This is a genomic window from Microcystis sp. BLCC-F210 (assembly GCF_042134685.1).
GTDB lineage: Bacteria > Cyanobacteriota > Cyanobacteriia > Cyanobacteriales > Microcystaceae > Microcystis > Microcystis aeruginosa_D.
Genome location: NZ_CP169647.1, coordinates 253,736 through 270,094 on the forward strand (window position 1 = coordinate 253,736; position 16,359 = coordinate 270,094).

The 16,359-nt window shown below is 43.3% G+C and carries 18 protein-coding genes, 1 tRNA gene and 1 pseudogene; 7 read left to right on the forward strand and 13 right to left on the reverse strand.

Features of this window, described 5'->3' with window-relative positions:
• Window positions 1-103: 103 nt before the first annotated feature.
• Together ACE3JL_RS01275 and ACE3JL_RS01280 are read right to left on the reverse strand one after the other, a co-directional pair.
• On the reverse strand, window positions 104-400 hold the full coding sequence (locus tag ACE3JL_RS01275) for an RNA-binding protein (RefSeq protein ID WP_271988050.1): 297 nt from the start codon (window positions 398-400) through the stop codon (window positions 104-106).
• Window positions 401-621: 221 nt separating this feature from the next.
• Entirely contained in the window at window positions 622-876 is a 255-nt protein-coding gene (locus tag ACE3JL_RS01280) for a DUF3493 domain-containing protein (RefSeq protein ID WP_271988053.1), read from the reverse strand.
• A 59-nt stretch (window positions 877-935) separates the two neighbouring features.
• On the opposite strand from ACE3JL_RS01280, the gene ACE3JL_RS01285 reads away from it, so the two are divergent.
• A tRNA-Thr gene (locus tag ACE3JL_RS01285) sits at window positions 936-1,007 on the forward strand.
• Here the strand turns inward: ACE3JL_RS01285 and ACE3JL_RS01290 are convergent.
• The 5 genes from ACE3JL_RS01290 to ACE3JL_RS01310 form a co-directional block, all read right to left on the reverse strand.
• A complete protein-coding gene (locus tag ACE3JL_RS01290; RefSeq protein ID WP_375329659.1) occupies window positions 973-1,119 on the reverse strand; it encodes a hypothetical protein in 147 nt (48 codons plus the stop codon). The genes ACE3JL_RS01285 and ACE3JL_RS01290 overlap by 35 nt on opposite strands.
• On the reverse strand, window positions 1,067-1,567 hold the full coding sequence (locus ACE3JL_RS01295; RefSeq protein ID WP_271988055.1) for a hypothetical protein: 501 nt from the start codon (window positions 1,565-1,567) through the stop codon (window positions 1,067-1,069). The genes ACE3JL_RS01290 and ACE3JL_RS01295 overlap by 53 nt, the downstream gene beginning before the upstream one ends.
• Before the next feature lie 196 nt (window positions 1,568-1,763).
• Complete coding sequence (gene recA / locus ACE3JL_RS01300) at window positions 1,764-2,831, reverse strand: recombinase RecA (protein ID WP_002766357.1); 1,068 nt, start codon at window positions 2,829-2,831, stop codon at window positions 1,764-1,766.
• A gap of 127 nt (window positions 2,832-2,958) precedes the next feature.
• On the reverse strand, window positions 2,959-3,912 hold the full coding sequence (locus ACE3JL_RS01305) for an aldo/keto reductase (protein ID WP_375328671.1): 954 nt from the start codon (window positions 3,910-3,912) through the stop codon (window positions 2,959-2,961).
• 393 nt (window positions 3,913-4,305) lie between these two features.
• On the reverse strand, window positions 4,306-4,479 hold the full coding sequence (locus ACE3JL_RS01310) for a hypothetical protein (protein ID WP_002748305.1): 174 nt from the start codon (window positions 4,477-4,479) through the stop codon (window positions 4,306-4,308).
• A 163-nt stretch (window positions 4,480-4,642) separates the two neighbouring features.
• Here ACE3JL_RS01310 and ACE3JL_RS01315 point away from each other — a divergent pair, with 163 nt between their 5' ends.
• Window positions 4,643-6,067, forward strand: a complete 1,425-nt coding sequence (locus tag ACE3JL_RS01315; RefSeq protein WP_375328672.1) for a pentapeptide repeat-containing protein — start codon at window positions 4,643-4,645, stop codon at window positions 6,065-6,067.
• Window positions 6,068-6,547: 480 nt separating this feature from the next.
• Here ACE3JL_RS01315 and ACE3JL_RS01320 read toward each other — a convergent pair whose 3' ends face one another.
• Complete coding sequence (locus tag ACE3JL_RS01320) at window positions 6,548-6,883, reverse strand: XisI protein (protein ID WP_002798710.1); 336 nt, start codon at window positions 6,881-6,883, stop codon at window positions 6,548-6,550.
• Window positions 6,871-7,035 (reverse strand): annotated as a pseudogene (locus tag ACE3JL_RS01325) (element excision factor XisH family protein); the annotation flags it as partial. The gene ACE3JL_RS01320 and the pseudogene ACE3JL_RS01325, both read right to left, overlap by 13 nt.
• Window positions 7,036-7,403: 368 nt before the next feature.
• On the opposite strand from ACE3JL_RS01325, the gene ACE3JL_RS01330 reads away from it, so the two are divergent.
• Entirely contained in the window at window positions 7,404-8,129 is a 726-nt protein-coding gene (locus ACE3JL_RS01330; protein WP_002751646.1) for a 2-phosphosulfolactate phosphatase family protein, read from the forward strand.
• Between the two features lie 83 nt (window positions 8,130-8,212).
• The gene (locus ACE3JL_RS01335) at window positions 8,213-9,460 is read left to right on the forward strand and encodes a bifunctional folylpolyglutamate synthase/dihydrofolate synthase (RefSeq protein ID WP_375328673.1); all 1,248 of its coding nucleotides are present in this window, start codon (window positions 8,213-8,215) and stop codon (window positions 9,458-9,460) included.
• Here the strand turns inward: ACE3JL_RS01335 and ACE3JL_RS01340 are convergent.
• Window positions 9,434-11,023, reverse strand: coding sequence for a DUF3352 domain-containing protein (locus ACE3JL_RS01340; RefSeq protein WP_375328674.1), 1,590 nt, complete (start codon window positions 11,021-11,023; stop codon window positions 9,434-9,436). The two genes, ACE3JL_RS01335 and ACE3JL_RS01340, sit on opposite strands and share 27 nt — an antisense overlap.
• A gap of 520 nt (window positions 11,024-11,543) precedes the next feature.
• Between ACE3JL_RS01340 and ACE3JL_RS01345 the strand changes: the two genes are divergently transcribed.
• A complete protein-coding gene (locus tag ACE3JL_RS01345; RefSeq protein ID WP_375328675.1) occupies window positions 11,544-12,221 on the forward strand; it encodes a Uma2 family endonuclease in 678 nt (225 codons plus the stop codon).
• Between the two features lie 6 nt (window positions 12,222-12,227).
• Here the strand turns inward: ACE3JL_RS01345 and rpsF are convergent, their stop codons facing one another.
• The gene (gene rpsF / locus ACE3JL_RS01350) at window positions 12,228-12,617 is read right to left on the reverse strand and encodes a 30S ribosomal protein S6 (protein WP_004163403.1); all 390 of its coding nucleotides are present in this window, start codon (window positions 12,615-12,617) and stop codon (window positions 12,228-12,230) included.
• Window positions 12,618-12,762: 145 nt separating this feature from the next.
• On the opposite strand from rpsF, the gene ACE3JL_RS01355 reads away from it, so the two are divergent.
• The gene (locus tag ACE3JL_RS01355; protein ID WP_375328676.1) at window positions 12,763-13,554 is read left to right on the forward strand and encodes a fumarylacetoacetate hydrolase family protein; all 792 of its coding nucleotides are present in this window, start codon (window positions 12,763-12,765) and stop codon (window positions 13,552-13,554) included.
• Here the strand turns inward: ACE3JL_RS01355 and tpiA are convergent.
• Window positions 13,541-14,266 carry a triose-phosphate isomerase gene (tpiA, locus tag ACE3JL_RS01360; protein WP_375328677.1) on the reverse strand — a complete coding sequence of 242 codons (726 nt, stop codon included), beginning with the start codon at window positions 14,264-14,266 and terminating at the stop codon, window positions 13,541-13,543. The two genes, ACE3JL_RS01355 and tpiA, sit on opposite strands and share 14 nt — an antisense overlap.
• A gap of 157 nt (window positions 14,267-14,423) precedes the next feature.
• Here tpiA and ACE3JL_RS01365 point away from each other — a divergent pair, with 157 nt between their 5' ends.
• Window positions 14,424-15,188, forward strand: a complete 765-nt coding sequence (locus tag ACE3JL_RS01365; protein ID WP_375328678.1) for a metallophosphoesterase family protein — start codon at window positions 14,424-14,426, stop codon at window positions 15,186-15,188.
• Here ACE3JL_RS01365 and ACE3JL_RS01370 read toward each other — a convergent pair.
• Window positions 15,107-16,354, reverse strand: coding sequence for a site-2 protease family protein (locus ACE3JL_RS01370; protein WP_271988342.1), 1,248 nt, complete (start codon window positions 16,352-16,354; stop codon window positions 15,107-15,109). The two genes, ACE3JL_RS01365 and ACE3JL_RS01370, sit on opposite strands and share 82 nt — an antisense overlap.
• Window positions 16,355-16,359 lie beyond the last annotated feature (5 nt).

The following is a 16,359-nucleotide window of genomic DNA, read 5'->3' on the forward strand; positions in this document are numbered from 1 at the left end:
GACATTTAGATTTCTATTGGTTTTGAGGGGAATAGCGATCGTAATTGCCAACAAAAAAAGGGTGAACCCTGTCCACCCTTCCACAATTATTTACAAAAAAAGCTTAATAGCGTTTTTTTCTGTCACCACCACCACCACCATTGAAGGGCGCACGCTCTTCACGATCGCGGGCTTCGTTAACTTTAATTGACCGCCCCATCCAGTCAGCACCATCTAGTGCCTCAATCGCTTTGGCTTCCTGGTCTTTATTTTCCATTTCCACGAAGGCGAAACCGCGTTTGCGCTGTGTGTCTTTGTCAACGGGAATATGAACCCTCTTAACCTTGCCGTACTCTTGAAAGACATCGACCAGATCTTCTTGGGAAATCTCGTAAGAGAGATTACCAACAAAAATAGACATAATACTTGAATCCTCGAACAATACTCGAAACGGTGTGGAGACACAAAATTCAGGGAGAAGCCGAACAATACTAAAGTAAAAGACTTACCGAGTTAATACTGAAAACGAACTTGAACACTAATCTTGACTCTCGCCTCGATCATAACACAGAAAGATTGCAGTTAATGTTAACTTTTATTCTCTGGGGCAAGAGACCGTTTTGCCCATCGGTGGCTACTCCCTCAACCGCCAGTTTTTTTTTCCCGACGAAATAACCAAATCATCAGGGCCACCACACCGATTTGTAGGGCAAAATTGGGTAAGGCGGTGGCTACGTCCCGGGCTGCCGCTAATTGCGCCAGAAAAACCACCGCACCAATAAAACCAGAGGCCCCTAGACCGAGATAGATAAACTGCCGCAGCCCTCGGTAGGGATTGGCCGCTTCCTCTTTCAAGCGCGCGTATTTTTGGGGATCAAGTCGAGGGGATTTGCTCATAAAAAAAATTTTCTAGCTCTGTATCTATTGTCTGTGATATAATCGGGAACTGGCAATGTGCCGATGTAGCTCAGTGGTAGAGTAGTTGATTCGTAATCAATTGGTCGTGGGTTCAAATCCCATCATCGGCTTGGGTTTTCCTCCTAAAAGTTGACTAGGAATACCGAAAACTTTTTCAGCAGCCCCAATACTAAAGAAAAGGTTGAATAATTTCTGCGATCGCTTGACGTTGGTAATCGTCATATCCCCAGCGCTCTAGAAAGGCTTGATATTCTCCTTGTCCTCTGTTTAAACTGGTGGCTAATTGTTGTAGTTTTTCTCCCAAGGCTGGCGATAATAACTGCTTAATTAGTTGACTGGTTTTTTCTTGGACTTTCTCAGAACCTCCAGCATTTTCTTCATCTCCTTGACTGCGATGATAGATAACCATGGCCGTGGACATAGCTAGATTTTTAACTAATAACTCATTCACCACTATCGGGGAAGTTTTTAAAGCAGTAATTACCTCTAAACTAGGATGTTCCGTATAGGGTAAATCGCTAGTCAAGTAAGTAACGAAAAATCCTCTAGCTCCGTTTTCTGTTGAGATTAAATCGGTGATTTTTTCAATGATTATATTGACATCTAAAAACTCGATTTGACTTAGCAAACCTTGAGTTTGTTCGATAGCATTTTCAAAAGTTATACTCATATCCATCCATAGCCTTCTGTGAAGTTTAAGAAAAAAATACTAATCACCCAACCCATTTAAACAATTAGGGTTTGCTGAAAAAGTTTTTAGGCAGACCCTAAATACAGTCTTGTGAAAACCCTATAATTGCTAAGACTAATTGGAGAAAAAAATCCCCCGAAATAGGGGGATAACCAAAACCTAAAACCTTCTTCTTTTAGATTTCTGGTTCCTGATCGTCGTCATCGTCCTCATCGGCCGGTTCCGTGGGGAAAGGAACTGAACCCATGTCTAATTTATCCCGCAATAACTTCTCAATTTCTGCCGCTACTTCTGGCTTTTCTTCGAGATATTTAACCGCATTATCGCGACCCTGGGCAATATTTTCGCCATTATAGCTATACCATGCCCCTTTGCGAGTAACCACGTTAGTTTGTTCGGCAATATCCAGCATACAACCCACTTGGGAAATGCCTTTACCGAAGATAATATCAAATTCAGCAATCCGGAAAGGAGGCGCGACTTTATTTTTAGCCACCTTAACTTTAGCCCGAATTCCGTATTCTCCTTCCGTGCCTTTTTTCAAAGTTTGAATGCGACGGATATCTAAACGCACCGAGGCATAAAATTTTAAGGCCGTTCCCCCAGTGGTCACTTCAGGATTGCCGTAAGTGACACCGATTTTTTGCCGCAGTTGGTTGAGGAAAATCACCACACAACCGGATTTACCAATATTACCGGCAATTTTTCGCAGGGCTTTACTCATCAAACGGGCCTGTAAACCCACCTGATTATCCCCCATTTCCCCCTCAATTTCCGCCCGCGGCACTAAAGCGGCCACCGAGTCGATGACAACGATATCCACGGCCGAAGAACGCACTAACTGGTCAACTATTTCTAAGGCTGCCTCCCCCGTATCCGGTTGTGCCACCAGTAAATTATTGATATCTACCCCTAAATCTTCCGAATAGGTGGGATCTAAAGCGTGTTCCGCATCGACAAAGGCCGCCACTCCCCCAGCTTTCTGCACTTCTGCGATCGCATGGAGGGCTAAGGTGGTTTTGCCGGAACTTTCTGGCCCGTAAATTTCGACGATGCGGCCTTTCGGTAAACCGCCACCCAAGGCCATATCTAGGGTTAAAGCACCACTAGGCACGGTTTCCACCCGCATCCGGGTGGCATCTCCTAAACGCATAATCGAACCTTTGCCAAAGTTGCGCTCGATTTGATTTAAGACTAAACCTAAGGCCTTATCTCGATCGGGATTACTTGTCATTGTCGCCATTAATTTTCTCCCCAGTTTTCTTAAATAGTACAGCAGTATCTAAAGATTGTAGCTTGTTTTAATCTTGATCACCAAAAAGTTAGAGACTTTTTCCAGAATGGTGATCAAAAATCAAAAGTTTTGATTTTTACAGCCAAGGCCGGCTCATCTGTTCTAATTGCGTCACCTCTTGCGCTTCTAAACTCCATCCTAATGCCCCGGCATTTTCGATCGCCTGGGCCGCAGTTTTGGCCCCCGGAATGGGAATTACATCCCCTTGAGCGATTAACCAATTGAGGGCGACTTGTGCGGGGGTTTTTTGGTATTTTACGCCCAATTCTTGCATTACCCTTAAAATTGGGGCTATTTTCTCCAAACCTTCTTTTTTGAACCGCGAGTCAACTTTTCTGGCTCCATCGGGCAAATTCTGGCTTTCTGGGCTATATTTACCCGTCAGTAGTCCTTGAGCGAGGGGGCTGTAGGCGAGGATGGTGACACCTAATTCCTTGGCCGTGGCTAAAATTCCCTTAGTTTCTATTTTGCGATACAAAAGCGAATACTGCACCTGATTGACCGCTAAGGGAACCTCTTTTTTCGCCAAAATCTGGCTTGCTTGACGCATTTGCTCGGCGGAATAATTACTCACACCCACGGAACCAATTCGGCCGCGTTTTACTTCTTCCGCTAGGGCATTGATTAGGTTTTCTTGGCTAATTAGGAAGGTGAAGGGCCAATGTACTTGGTAAAGGGCAATTTTATCGGTTTTTAGACGGTTTAAGCTGTCGGTAATGGCATTATGCACCGCATTCGCCCCCAATCGCCACGGTACGGGGGCAAATTTGCTGGCAATATCGATGGGAATATCGGTCTGTTGGGTAAATTTTCCTAAGAGTCGTTCCGATTCCCCCAGTCCATAGACTTCGGCAGTGTCAAAAAAGGTGATTCCTGCCTCTACTGCCGCTTTAAAGGCTTCCTCTACCTGACTAGCTCCGTATTCCTTGCCATAGTTCCAGAAGAATTTATCTCCCCATGCCCAAGTCCCAATTCCCAAGGCACTGACGGCAATTCCTGTTTGTCCGAGATTAGCGGTTTGTCTAGTCATATTCTCTACACGGAATGACAGCGTTTCCCATTAAAGATGAAGTGTAACCTATATTTGGTCTGACTCACCACTAACCCCCTTTTTTGATTCCGGGAAATTCCCACCCATAATTAATGGGAAAGGACTTGACTTTGCCGGCGACTTGCGCTATGCTTTTCTTATAATGGGAATCTGTGCAAAATTTTTTTAAATCCACAGATTTCCATTATGAATAAAATCCTTTAAAAATATTATCCCAAAATCTGCCGACAAAAGCAAGCAAAATTTTGGCGATAATTGTTAAGTTTTGTTAACAAAGAAATACAGAGATCAGCAAGGTAAAAAATCGAAGTCTCTTGCTGATCCTGTTTGTCGCCTAAGCTATGATTAGGTTAGGCGAATTTGGCGCTTTGACTAATTGTTAGTGCTAACTTCCGTGGTTTCAACAATTGCCGTCGGTTGGCAGGGAGTAGGTTGAAATTTCTCTGGAAAAGAGAAGCCTAAAAATGATGCGATCGCAAATATGGTGCTGATAATTTTGGCAAGACTAACAACGTCTTCTCTGTACTTTAACCAATATTTATACATAATCATCAATCCTTTTACTTAGGGGGTGAACTATCTCTAGATTAAAAAAATTCTGATTATTTGTCGTTACTCAAAAGTCATGAAAATGGTACTTTTTTTAGGTACTCTCAAGTAACCTGACAGGGTACTGAAAAGTAATCTTAAGTCCTGTTACCCTTAAAAAATGATGATAAATGAACTAAAAATGACTGAAATTAAACCCCTTTCATGGACTGAATTAGAAATGCTGGTTAATGATCTGAAAAAAGAGCATACAAACAAGGGATTAACGGACGTGGAGACAAAAATATTAAAAGGTATTTGTGATGGTAAAACATATCGTGATCTAGCGGAAGAAATTAGGCAAGAAGAACAGTCAATCAAGAATGCGGCTTATGATTTATTTAAAATCTTGTCAGAGCAAACAGATGAAAAGATTGGAAAGAGTAATCTGATTACTGCTTTAAGTCGATGGAAATTACAACCAGAATGTAATCAAAAAAACACAAATTATGACGGAAAATTTTCTGGTGCTGTGGTTTTTACTGCTTCTGAAAATAAAAAGAAACAGATATTAACGCTATTAGAACTTTTAAGAAAAATAACCGATGATCAGGAAATAACAATAACTGACATAGAACAAGGTAGTATCAAATTAACTCTCAAGGGTTCTCAAAAAAGTTTAGAAAAAATTGAATCCCTATTCAAATCGGGTGACTTGAACAAAATTTCGGGAGATATTACAGTTGAAAATGTTCAATTTACCGAAGATAATTGTTTAGCTTTTACCATAGCAGGTGATGTTAATGCAGATGAGATAACCTATTTAAAATCTACTATCATAGGACAAAATTTAGCAGAATCACCAAAGCAACTGGCAGAAGAATCGTCAGCAAACCCCTTGATTGTCAAGAATAAAGCGCCTAAAGAAATTAACAATAAACTAATTGAATCTATTAAAAAACCTAACTTCCTCCAGCGCATTATAAGAAGATTTAGAAGGATTAAGCTGAAAGAGGCTGACCTGAGTGGGGCTGACCTGAGTGGGGCTGACCTGAGTAAGGCTATCCTGAGTAAGGCCGACCTGAGTGGGGCTGACCTGAGAAGGGCTAACCTAGAACGGGCTAACCTAGAACGGGCTAACCTAAGTGAGGCTGACCTGTGGGGGGCTAACCTGAGAGGGGCTAACCTGAGTGAGGCCGACCTGATTGGGGCTAACCTGATTGAGGCTAACCTGAGTAGGGCTAAACTGATTGAGGCTGACCTGTGGGGGGCTAACCTGATAAGGGCTAACCTGATTGAGGCTAAACTGAGAGGGGCTGACTTGAGTGAGGCTAAACTAAGTGGGGCTGACCTATGGGGGGCTGACCTAGTATGGGCTAAACTGAGTGGGGCTAAACTGATTTACGCTAACCTGATTGAGGCTAACCTGAGTAGGGCTAAACTGATTGAGGCTGACCTGAGTGAGGCTAACCTGAGTGGGGCTGACGTTAAAAACGCTATCTTTATCGATGCAACGGGGATCACCCCCGAACAAAAACAGGATTTGATTCGACGAGGGGCAATTTTTGGGGATACTTCTAACGATCGCAGTAAAGTATTAGTTTAAAACAGCCTTTGATCTCCACCTTCAGCAGAGATTTAGGTAGGGTTGGCTGAATAAATGTGAAATATAGACGAGATAAGGGGTTTGGCGGCCTGTTTAGCCAAGCAGCTGCAAGATTTTCAAGCTGGTGGCTCAAAAACCTTGTATCTAAACCGGCGATCGCCCTTACTTTTTCAGCCAACCCATAATTAATGGGAAAGGACTTGACTTTGCCGGCGACTTGCGCTATGCTTTTTATATAATGGGAATCTGTGCAAAATTTTTTTAAACGCACAGATTCCCATTATGAATAAAATCTTTTAAAAATATTATCCCAAAATCTGCCGACAAAAGCAAGCAAAATTTTGCCGATAATTGTTAAGTTTTGTTAACAAAGAAATACAGAGATCAGCAAGATAAAAAAATCGAAATCTCTTGCTGATCCTGTTTGTCGCCTAAGCTATGATTAGGTTAGGCGAGTTTGGCGCTTTTCTCTAATTAAGATTAACCCACCGCAAACCCTGTATATTCTCTGACTAGGGGTTCATGAAAGGCTAAAACAATATCTTCTTTAGGAACACCTAAATTAACTAATTCATTGGCAATTCCCACCTCAGTGCCATCATGTTGTATCCAGATTTTACCTTTTTTAATATCGAGATGCAAAACACAACCATGATATCTTCGTCTATTTTTCCAGCCAACATACATCAATTGATAGTGATCGCCAACTGTATCAAAAATCAATTGTTGTTCAATCGGATCTTTAGATGAACCTATCTGAGAATATTCAGTAATGACTTGTTTGACATAGTGACGATATTGTGCTAATTTTTCCATTCGACAATTACCTCCCCAATCGGATCATAAATAATCAGGTAAATTTGAAATCGTTTAACGACAGTTTGAATAAATCGCAATTCAAAAAAACTATAATAAATATCTAAGGGAACAGCTAAATATAACTGTCTTTTAGGTTCTTTTTCTTCTCCTTTTCTCACTGCACCATGAAAACGATCTTTAGCAGACATGAATCTTGAAGTTACCAGGCATAATAATTATTAATTATAACATTTAGTCATGACGAGCGACAGGGTGAGAGCATCTCAAACCCTATTGACAATTGACCAATTTTGTGATCCGTGTGGGCATTTCAAGTGATAAGCTAAGACGTATTTAAACCGCTTATTCTGAGATTAGCCCCCCCTTGCCTGATCTCAACAAGCAATTTGAATTAAGAACAGCTTAACTAGCTGACATCCATCGTGATAAAATCGGCCTTGTCTTTCTTCTGCCAGCGCGACGCCGAGCGGCGGTATGTTGAGCTTATTTCCCTTTTACTTTTTACTTGGTATAAATCGTGCAGGTTTTCATTTATCATACTCCCGAACTTACCCCCGTCCATACTCTACCCGATTGCGCCGTCGTTATCGATGTTTTAAGAGCGACAACCACGATCGCCACTGCCCTCAATGCCGGTGCAGAAGCAGTGCAAACCTTCAGCGATCTGAAAACCCTGATGCAGGTGAGCGATACCTGGCAACCAGAAAAACGTCTCCGGGCAGGAGAAAGAGGCGGCGCGAAAGTGGAAGGCTGCGATCTGGGCAATTCTCCCCTCGATTGTACCCCTGATTTAATGAAAGGTCGTCGTCTGTTTATCAGCACCACTAACGGCACCCGCGCTCTGCAAAGGGTGGAAGAATCCCCGATCGTGATCACTGCGGCTATGATCAATCGGCAAGCTGCGGTTAATTACTTATTGGATAAGCAGCCCGATACCGTCTGGATTGTTGGCTCTGGTTGGGAAGGGGGTTATTCTCTGGAAGATACGGCCTGTGCTGGAGCGATCGCCGATGCGCTACAAGAACAATCGGGGCAAATGGCGATCGGTAATGATGAGGTGATCGCCTCGATCGCTCTTTATCGTCAATGGCAAAATGATCTTTTAGGAATGTTCCACAGTTGTAGTCATGGTCAGCGCCTCTTGCGTCTCCACTGTCAAGAAGATTTAAAATACTGCGCTAATATTGACTCTCTTGATGTTTTACCGATCCAAAAAGAACCGAGCATTTTAGTCAAACTTTAGACATTATCACCCAGAGAAAGGGTCATCAGTGCCGGTAGGAGTATCGATCCTAGCCGGATTCCTTTATTTATAGTTTGCTAACCATGACTATCGATTCTTTACTGCAATCTTTTCAGCGTTTTGGTGTCAATCTCGGTTTAGAAAGAATAAAAAATCTGCTGGAGATTTTAGGCAATCCCCAAGATAAAATTCCGATTATTCATGTCACGGGAACTAATGGCAAAGGTTCAGTTTGTGCCTATCTATCTTCTATTCTCAGTACCGCCGGTTACAAAGTCGGACGTTATATTTCTCCCCATTTAATTGATTGGACAGAAAGAATCTCTATTAATGGCGAAAATATTGAAACCGCGACTTTAGAAAACCTGCTTAAATATATACAATCGCTTATCGATCCCCAGCAGGAAAGTCCTACTCAATTTGAGGTAATTACTGCCGCTGCTTGGCTGTATTTTGCTCAGGAAAAGGTGGATATTGCCGTGATGGAAGTGGGTTTAGGAGGAAGATTGGATGCGACTAATGTCTGCGCTCAACCTTTAGTTACTGTCATCACTTCTATTAGTCGGGAACATTGGCAAAATTTAGGGCCGACGGTTGCCGATATTGCCGGGGAGAAAGCGGGGATATTAAAAGCGAATTGTCCCGCAGTTATCGGACAATTACCGGAATCAGCGCAGGGAGTAGTTAGGGAGAGAATCAAGCTGTTAAATTGTCCAACGGTATGGGTAGAAGCTGCCGAAAAAATTGCCGATAATCGTGCTAAATATCAAGGTTTAGAATATCCTTTATCCTTAGCGGGAGATTTTCAATTAACTAATTCGGCTATAGCGATCGCTGTTGTTAATATTTTGCGTCAGCAAGGTTGGCAAATTAGCGATGAAGTCGTGCGGGAAGGAATGGCAAAAACTCGCTGGTTAGGACGTTTACAAACCGTTAATTGGTGTCAGCGAGAAATTTTAATAGATGGCGCTCATAATCCCGCTGCTGCCATTGGTTTAAGGCATTATGTAGATAGTTTAAAGGCTCCAAAAATTATCTGGGTGATGGGAATTTTATCGACCAAAGATCATCGGGAAATATTCCAAGCTTTATTAAGAAAAGGCGATAGTTTATATTTAGTTCCTGTTCCTGATCATAGCAGTGCTAATCCTGAAACCTTAGCGGAATTAGCGGCTTCAATTTGTCCAGAATTATCTCACCTAGAGACTTGTTCTGATGTATTTTTAGGACTAAAAAAAGCCATCCAAGAATCTGCCGATAGTCAGATAATTCTCTGTGGATCGCTTTATTTAGTTGGTTACTTTTTAGGGAGTTTGTTTCAGGGAAAATAAAACATCAATTTTACTGGTGGTTTTATCAGGCATAGTGGCAGTAATTCCGATCCCGCGTACCGATTCTAAAAAGGCCTTTGCTTCCGGGGTTAATTCCGTGGCAGGAAGATTATTAATTCCCCCTGCTTTAGCAATAATTTGCTCCACATCGATGAAAAAATAACCGAGATTATTTTTAGGCAAATTTGCGATCGATGCTTGGAAATTCTCACTTTTGCTAATCGGTTGATTCGGTTGCGGTTGATAGGGAATTCCGACGGTCATTTTTAAGGTATCATTATTAGACCAAGCATAGGTTAAAATCGCTTGTTCTTCCGCTTTCCATTCAGTCACATCTTGGCCAGAAATTTGACTGTTTTTTATGGTGATAAGGGGAACAGTTTTCACCAATTGATTTAACCTATCGAGGGTAGTTTTTGCCGCTTTCTGATCGCCGGTTTGCCAGATCATCATTCCCCCAAAACCTAACCCTCCCACTGCTTGCTGGTTGGGGATAATTCCGAAGGCAAATTCTCGATCCATCCAGTTAAAAACTTCTTTATCCGCGTCAAGGGTTGCCATCTGAAAATTCTCACGGATCTGACGTAGAAAAGCTTGTAATTCTGGGTTAGTTTGGGACTGTTTTTCTGCTTCTTCCCATCCCTGTTTAAGATTATTCCCACTCCAGAGTGCGATGGTATCTCCGGGTAAATAATTTAAAACTTGATTTCTGCTGGGGGAAGGTAGGTTAGAAATAGTTTCAGGGGCAAGTTTAGCCACCATTTGTAACTGTAATCCCGTATCGGTGACACCCACTCCTGCGACAATATCTTGAATTTTTGCTAATTCTTGCCGACTTTGGGGAGATAAATTAGCATCTGCTCCCAAGATTTTGGCATAATCATCAATATAAATTGTTGCTAGGGTATTGGGTAGGTTGAGGGATTGGGAAAGCAGTTTTATCACTTCCAGTTTACTGCTAAAAGATGGCTGTCCTTGGTAGGTATTGATCGCCGCTTCTAACACCTTTTTATCGTAGGATATCAACAAAAAATCGCCAGTAACGGCAGTATAAATAGTGGTGTTATCCTGCCAATCTATAGCAGTAATTGTAATACCTTTGTAGTCACTGGTGCTAGTTTTGCGATTAACTTTTTGTCCTAGTTGTTTCTGGAATTCCGACGCTTTAATTTTATCTTTGATCCCGATAACCGTTAATAATTCCGATTGTCCGGGGGTAGCTGCGGGAAGGAAAGCAAAGCTAATACTACCGATCCAAGGTTCGATATCCCGTTGATAATCAATCTTATCGGTGAAGATATTTTTTTGTAATTCTTCTAGTCCTTGACTAACCGCAGTTCGCGATTCTGGTGTACCATATTTAGCTAACACTGACCAAGCTTTTGCATCCGTGGAGACAAAACTACTAGCAAAGGCAGTTTCTGGGATAACTTTTGCCGATTCTAAGGGGGTGAATCTTTGCCAAGGTAGTTGTCCTCGTAGATAAAGATAGACACCTCCTGCGGTTACTGCTGTTAGTCCCAGGACGACTAAACAACCGGGCAAAAATGATTTTTTTGACATAGAATTGTGGTTTGGTTAAAAAGTTCAATACTTGGCGATCGATTTGTCTCTGGTTGTAGTCTCTAGAAAATTGATTAATCCTCAGTAAGCTTTAAGTCCTATTATAGGATACCTTGAATAAAAGATTTTGTTAACAAAGTGTTGGTTGAGGAAATCTCCTTTATATACAGTGGTAAAGGGGGAAATAATTTTAAATAAGTAACAAGGCATTCCGTCACTCAAAATCTTCAATCTTTTTTCACTGTTTTAAGGTCAGTTCGGGATAGGGGTGGAAAGAAAAGGCGGGAGCTAGTAAGCTGAAAAATATATAAACTCAGCACCCCCAACCCATCTATATCTAGTCTAAAAGCTCTTTGTCGTTTAAAAACAAAGGTATGTTAGCGACAGCGTAACACGCCCTACTTATACAACTTTGGCAGGAGGTCTAAGGCAAAGCCGTCCTAAAAGGACAGGGTTTCAAACCGAGGATTTGCGGTGATACAATAAAGTTAGGCCAAAATGCGATCGCAAGAGATAAAGCATGGTTCAAGCACCCATCGAACCCCAACTTTTCTATCCTGATTCCGACGGTAAACCCATGGCCGACAACACAGTTCAATATCGCTGGATTGTCCGCTTGGTTGCCAATCTCAGGTATTTATTTAAAGAGCAAACCGTCTTTGTTGCCGGAGATTTGCTCTGGTATCCCCAGCAGGTAACTGTACCACCTGCTCCCCGTCAAGCTCCCGATGCCATGGTGGTTTTCGGCCGTCCACCTGGTGAGCGCGGCAGCTATAAACAATGGGAAGAAGACAATATTGCCCCCCAAGTAGTGTTTGAAATCCTCTCTCCGAGCAATAGTGCCAGGGAAATGCTCAAAAAGCAGTCTTTCTATCGGGAGTATGGGGTATTAGAAATGTTTTTCTATGACCCAGACTCCCATGATTTCTGGGGATTGGTGCGGGCCAATCAGCAAGAGGATTTTTTCCCAGTAACGGCCTTGAATTTTCCTTGGACTTCCCCAATCCTAGGGATTCGGTTTGAGATGTTTGAAGAGGGTTTAGAGGTCTTTTATCCCAATGGGGAACGATTTAAAGACCCCGAAACCCTCTTTGAGGAACGCAACCAAGCACAACAGGAACGCGACCAAGCACAACAAGAGCGCGATCGCGCTTTTGCCCGATTACGGGAATTGGGCATTGATCCGACACAGTTGTGACTATAATTAATCTTCAGCGGAGATACCGTCATCTTCCACCACCGCTTCGGTGATAGGAGAGGGGGGAATTTCCGTTAAGGGAGATAAATCCGCAGGGGGGGCGACCACGCGATCGAGTTTTAGGGTTAAATAACGAATAACCTCATCACTTAAACGCATGGCCCGTTCCATGGGGGCAACTTGTTTGCCGCTGGCCTGATAATTCATCTGCACATAGACACCATCATTGAGTTTTTTGATGGGATAGGCCAGACGTTTTTTACCCCACACCTTAACTTGAATGTCTGTGGCGCTGTGTTCGGTAATCAGAGTCCGATAACGTTCCACTTGTTGCTGAACGACTTCTTCCCCTAAATCGGGACGGAGAATGTAAAGAGTTTCGTAGTTATTGCTCATCTCAGAATCCTTATGGACTAGAAGGCTTCTTTGTCAAGGCCAGGAGTCAATTGATTTTAATAACTCTCTAGCCTTTAATAAAGAAGCAAGGATATATGATCATACTACTATCCGAGAGTCGATCGCTAGTCATTCCCAGAAAAATATGGCGCAACGCTATGTACGAGTGAAACATCGTCAAGGACAAATCTTCTACGGACTTTTACAGCTAAACCGTAGCGTTGCTGTCTTTGATGCCCCTCCCTGGCAAGGAGGGCAACTAACCGAACTAGAATTAGAACCTGATAGCTACCAACTATTAGCCCCCTGTTTCCCGTCGAAAATTATTGCTGTGGGCAAAAATTACCAGGCCCACGCCGCCGAGATGGGAACACCTGTACCGGAAGAGCCGCTTTTATTTCTCAAGCCACCGACGACAATTATTGCCGATGGTGAAACGATTTTCTATCCGCCCCAATCGGAAAGAGTAGATTATGAGGGAGAATTAGCATTAATTATCGGAGAAACCGCCAAAAACTGCAGCACGGCCCAGGCCAGAAGCAAAATCTGGGGTTATACCATTGCTAACGATGTCACCGCTAGGGATTTACAGAAAAAAGATAGCCAATGGACGCGGGCAAAAGGATTTGACAGTTTTTGTCCCCTCGGCCCATGGATTGTCCGGGAACTGAGTATCGGGGCCCAATTAACCACTTTTCTCAATGATGGCAGCGACCCCAAACAAAGCAGTTATCTGAGTGATATGGTCTTTCCCCCCGATGTCTTGGTAGCTTATATCTCCCAAGTGATGACCCTGCTGCCGGGGGATGTGATTTTAACGGGAACTCCCGAAGGAATCGGACCGATGCAGGTGGGGGATCAGGTTCGGGTGGAAATAGAAGGCATCGGGGTTTTGGAAAATCGCGTCATGGCAGCAGCATCGATTAGCGATAATTAACAATCCTAGCGAATACGGCGGGGTCTAGACTAGCCCCACCGACTAAAACCCCGTTTATCTGGGATTGAGCCATAATTTCATCGATATTATCGGGTTTTACCGAACCACCGTACTGAATGGTGACTTCGGGATTGTCTAATTGTTGCCGAATTAAACCGATAACGCGGTTCGCTTCCTCGCTTTCGCAGGTTTCCCCCGTGCCAATCGCCCAGATGGGTTCGTAGGCGATAACGAGGTTTTTTTGGTCAACATTGACTAAACCACCTTGAATTTGCTTGATAATTACCTTTTCCGTTTCTCCGGCATCTCTTTGGGCTTTACTTTCTCCCACGCAGAGAATTGGGGTTAAACCATGTTTTTGGGCAGATATGACCCTTAAATTGACGGTTTCATCGGTTTCGCCAAAATATTGCCGGCGTTCACTGTGACCGATAACCACATAGTGAACCCCGATTTCGGTTAACATATCCGCCGAAATTTCGCCCGTATAAGCCCCCGATTTTTCCCAGTGGACATTTTGCGCCCCTAAGCGAATACGACCGCCGTGGAGGGTTTTAGAGAGGACAGCTAAAGCTGTAAAAGGCGCACAAAGAACTACTTCTCGGTCGTCCGGGGTTTCCTCTAGATGGGATTTAAAATCTTGCAAAAACTCCAAAGCTTCTCTCTGGGTTTTGTGCATTTTCCAGTTACCTGCAATAACAACTTTCGGCACAGCTTAATTAATTTAGTAGATTTGATAATTTATGGTACATTTTACTGTAAGCCTTTTTGTTACCCTAAGCAAGATCACCGATAATCGCTGTTTGTCGTGAACAGATTTATTTGATACTTTTACCTGTACCTATGCCCTAATCCCCTACCAAATCCTCATGCGAACCTTAGCGATCGGCGATATTCATGGTTGCTCGAAAGCTCTAGATCACTTGCTAGAGATCGTCAATCCCAAACCGCAAGATACTTTAATCACCCTCGGTGATTACGTTAATAAGGGCAGAGACTCGAAAGGGGTAATCGATCGCCTGATTTCCCTACATAAACAGGGCAATTTGATTCCCCTCAAAGGTAATCACGAGATTATCATGCTGCAAGCCCGTCATAACCCCCTCAAACAGCGTCTCTGGTTAGAAAAAGGCGGTAAAGCTACTCTAAAATCCTATAGCGAAGGCCCCCTGATTAAAATTCCCGAATCCCACTGGGATTTTTTAGGAAAAGTCTGTATAAATAGCTACGAAACTGCAAATCATTTATTCGTTCACGCTGGTCTCGATCCCCATCTACCCCTGGCCAGACAACCAGAATACAAACTCTTTTGGGAGAAATTTCAAGATCCCGCCGCCCATAGTTCGGGAAAAACCATGATTTGTGGTCATACCAGCCAAAAAAGCGGTAAACCAGTTAATCTCGGCCATGCCATTTGTATCGATACTTGGGCCTACGGCCAAGGTTGGTTAAGTTGTTTAGAGGTGGAAACGGGGAAATTATGGCAGACTAACCAGCGAGGAAATTTTCGCATTAGCTATATTCAAGATTATTATCGTTCATCCTCTCTAGGTCAGGAGATTAAGGACGGTTCGCCGATTTTTGGCCGTTCACTCTTGTCAAGAGCGGCAGCAATGACATTTAAGGGCAAATAACTGGGGTAAACTCCCTCGCGAGCGCGTTTAATATCCGTTTCCTCTAGGGGAAGTTGGTATTTAATCGCAATTGCCTTGAGGATATCGCCGCGATCGATCACTCCCGCTACGGCGGAAGCTGGTGTTAACACCGTGATCATGCGGTCTGGGATAGTTTCCAGTTTCTGCACCACCGTCACTAAGGGGGTTTTTTCCTCAACAGTGGCAATTTCCCCGAGGGGATGGGCAATATCAAGCAGTTGTTTTTCTGACCAGAAACTGCGCTCGATCGCCTGTAAATCTGCCACCCGAATTAATCCCCGATAACGCCCCTCAGACGCGGCAAAATAAGCAGTATTGGCGGCTGCTTGGTCTAAAACGTATTCTTGGACGAATTCCTCTAGGGTTTGATGGGCGTTTAAAACCCGCAAATTTCTGCTCATCACCTCTCCCGCTTGCAAATTGAGGAGACTTTCCTGTAAATTAGTCAAATTATCGTAAGCGCGGGCATTTCTGAGGATAAACCAGCCCATTAATCCTAACCAAGCACCCCCCACGTCTGCCGTCAAGAGAACCAAGAAAATCCCTAAAATAATCCCCAACCAACCGATGAATTGACCACTGATCGCAGCCCAATGTAAACCTTTCCAGCGATCGCCAGTTGCTTGCCAGACCATTGCTTTGAAAATTTGACCGCCATCGAGGGGTAAACCGGGGATAAGATTAAATAGAGCCAAAAACAGGTTAATTATCGCTAAATGCCCGCATATATAGGTTAAATTGGCGTTTAAATAGGGTAAGTGACTGGCTAGGGATAAGAGACAAAACAGGAGAAAACTGACGAGGGGTCCAGCGATCGCTACTTGCAGGGCCTCTGGAGGAGTCCGAGATTCTCGCTCGATCGAGGCCATACCCCCAAAGAGAAACAGGGTAATGGAATTGACCTGGATGCCTTGGGAGCGAGCCATGAAACTATGACCTAATTCGTGGAGTAAAACCGAGATAAACAGCAATAAAGCGATGATTAAACCAAGTAACCACGCTAAACCGAAACTCTGGCCAGCCAGAGACTGAATTTCTGCATCGGTGGCATTGAGCAGGGTGACAAAAGCCAAAATCAAAAACCACGAGGAATCAATATAGAGAGGAATGCCCAATAAAGAGCCGATTCGCCAATTTGTACGCATAATTT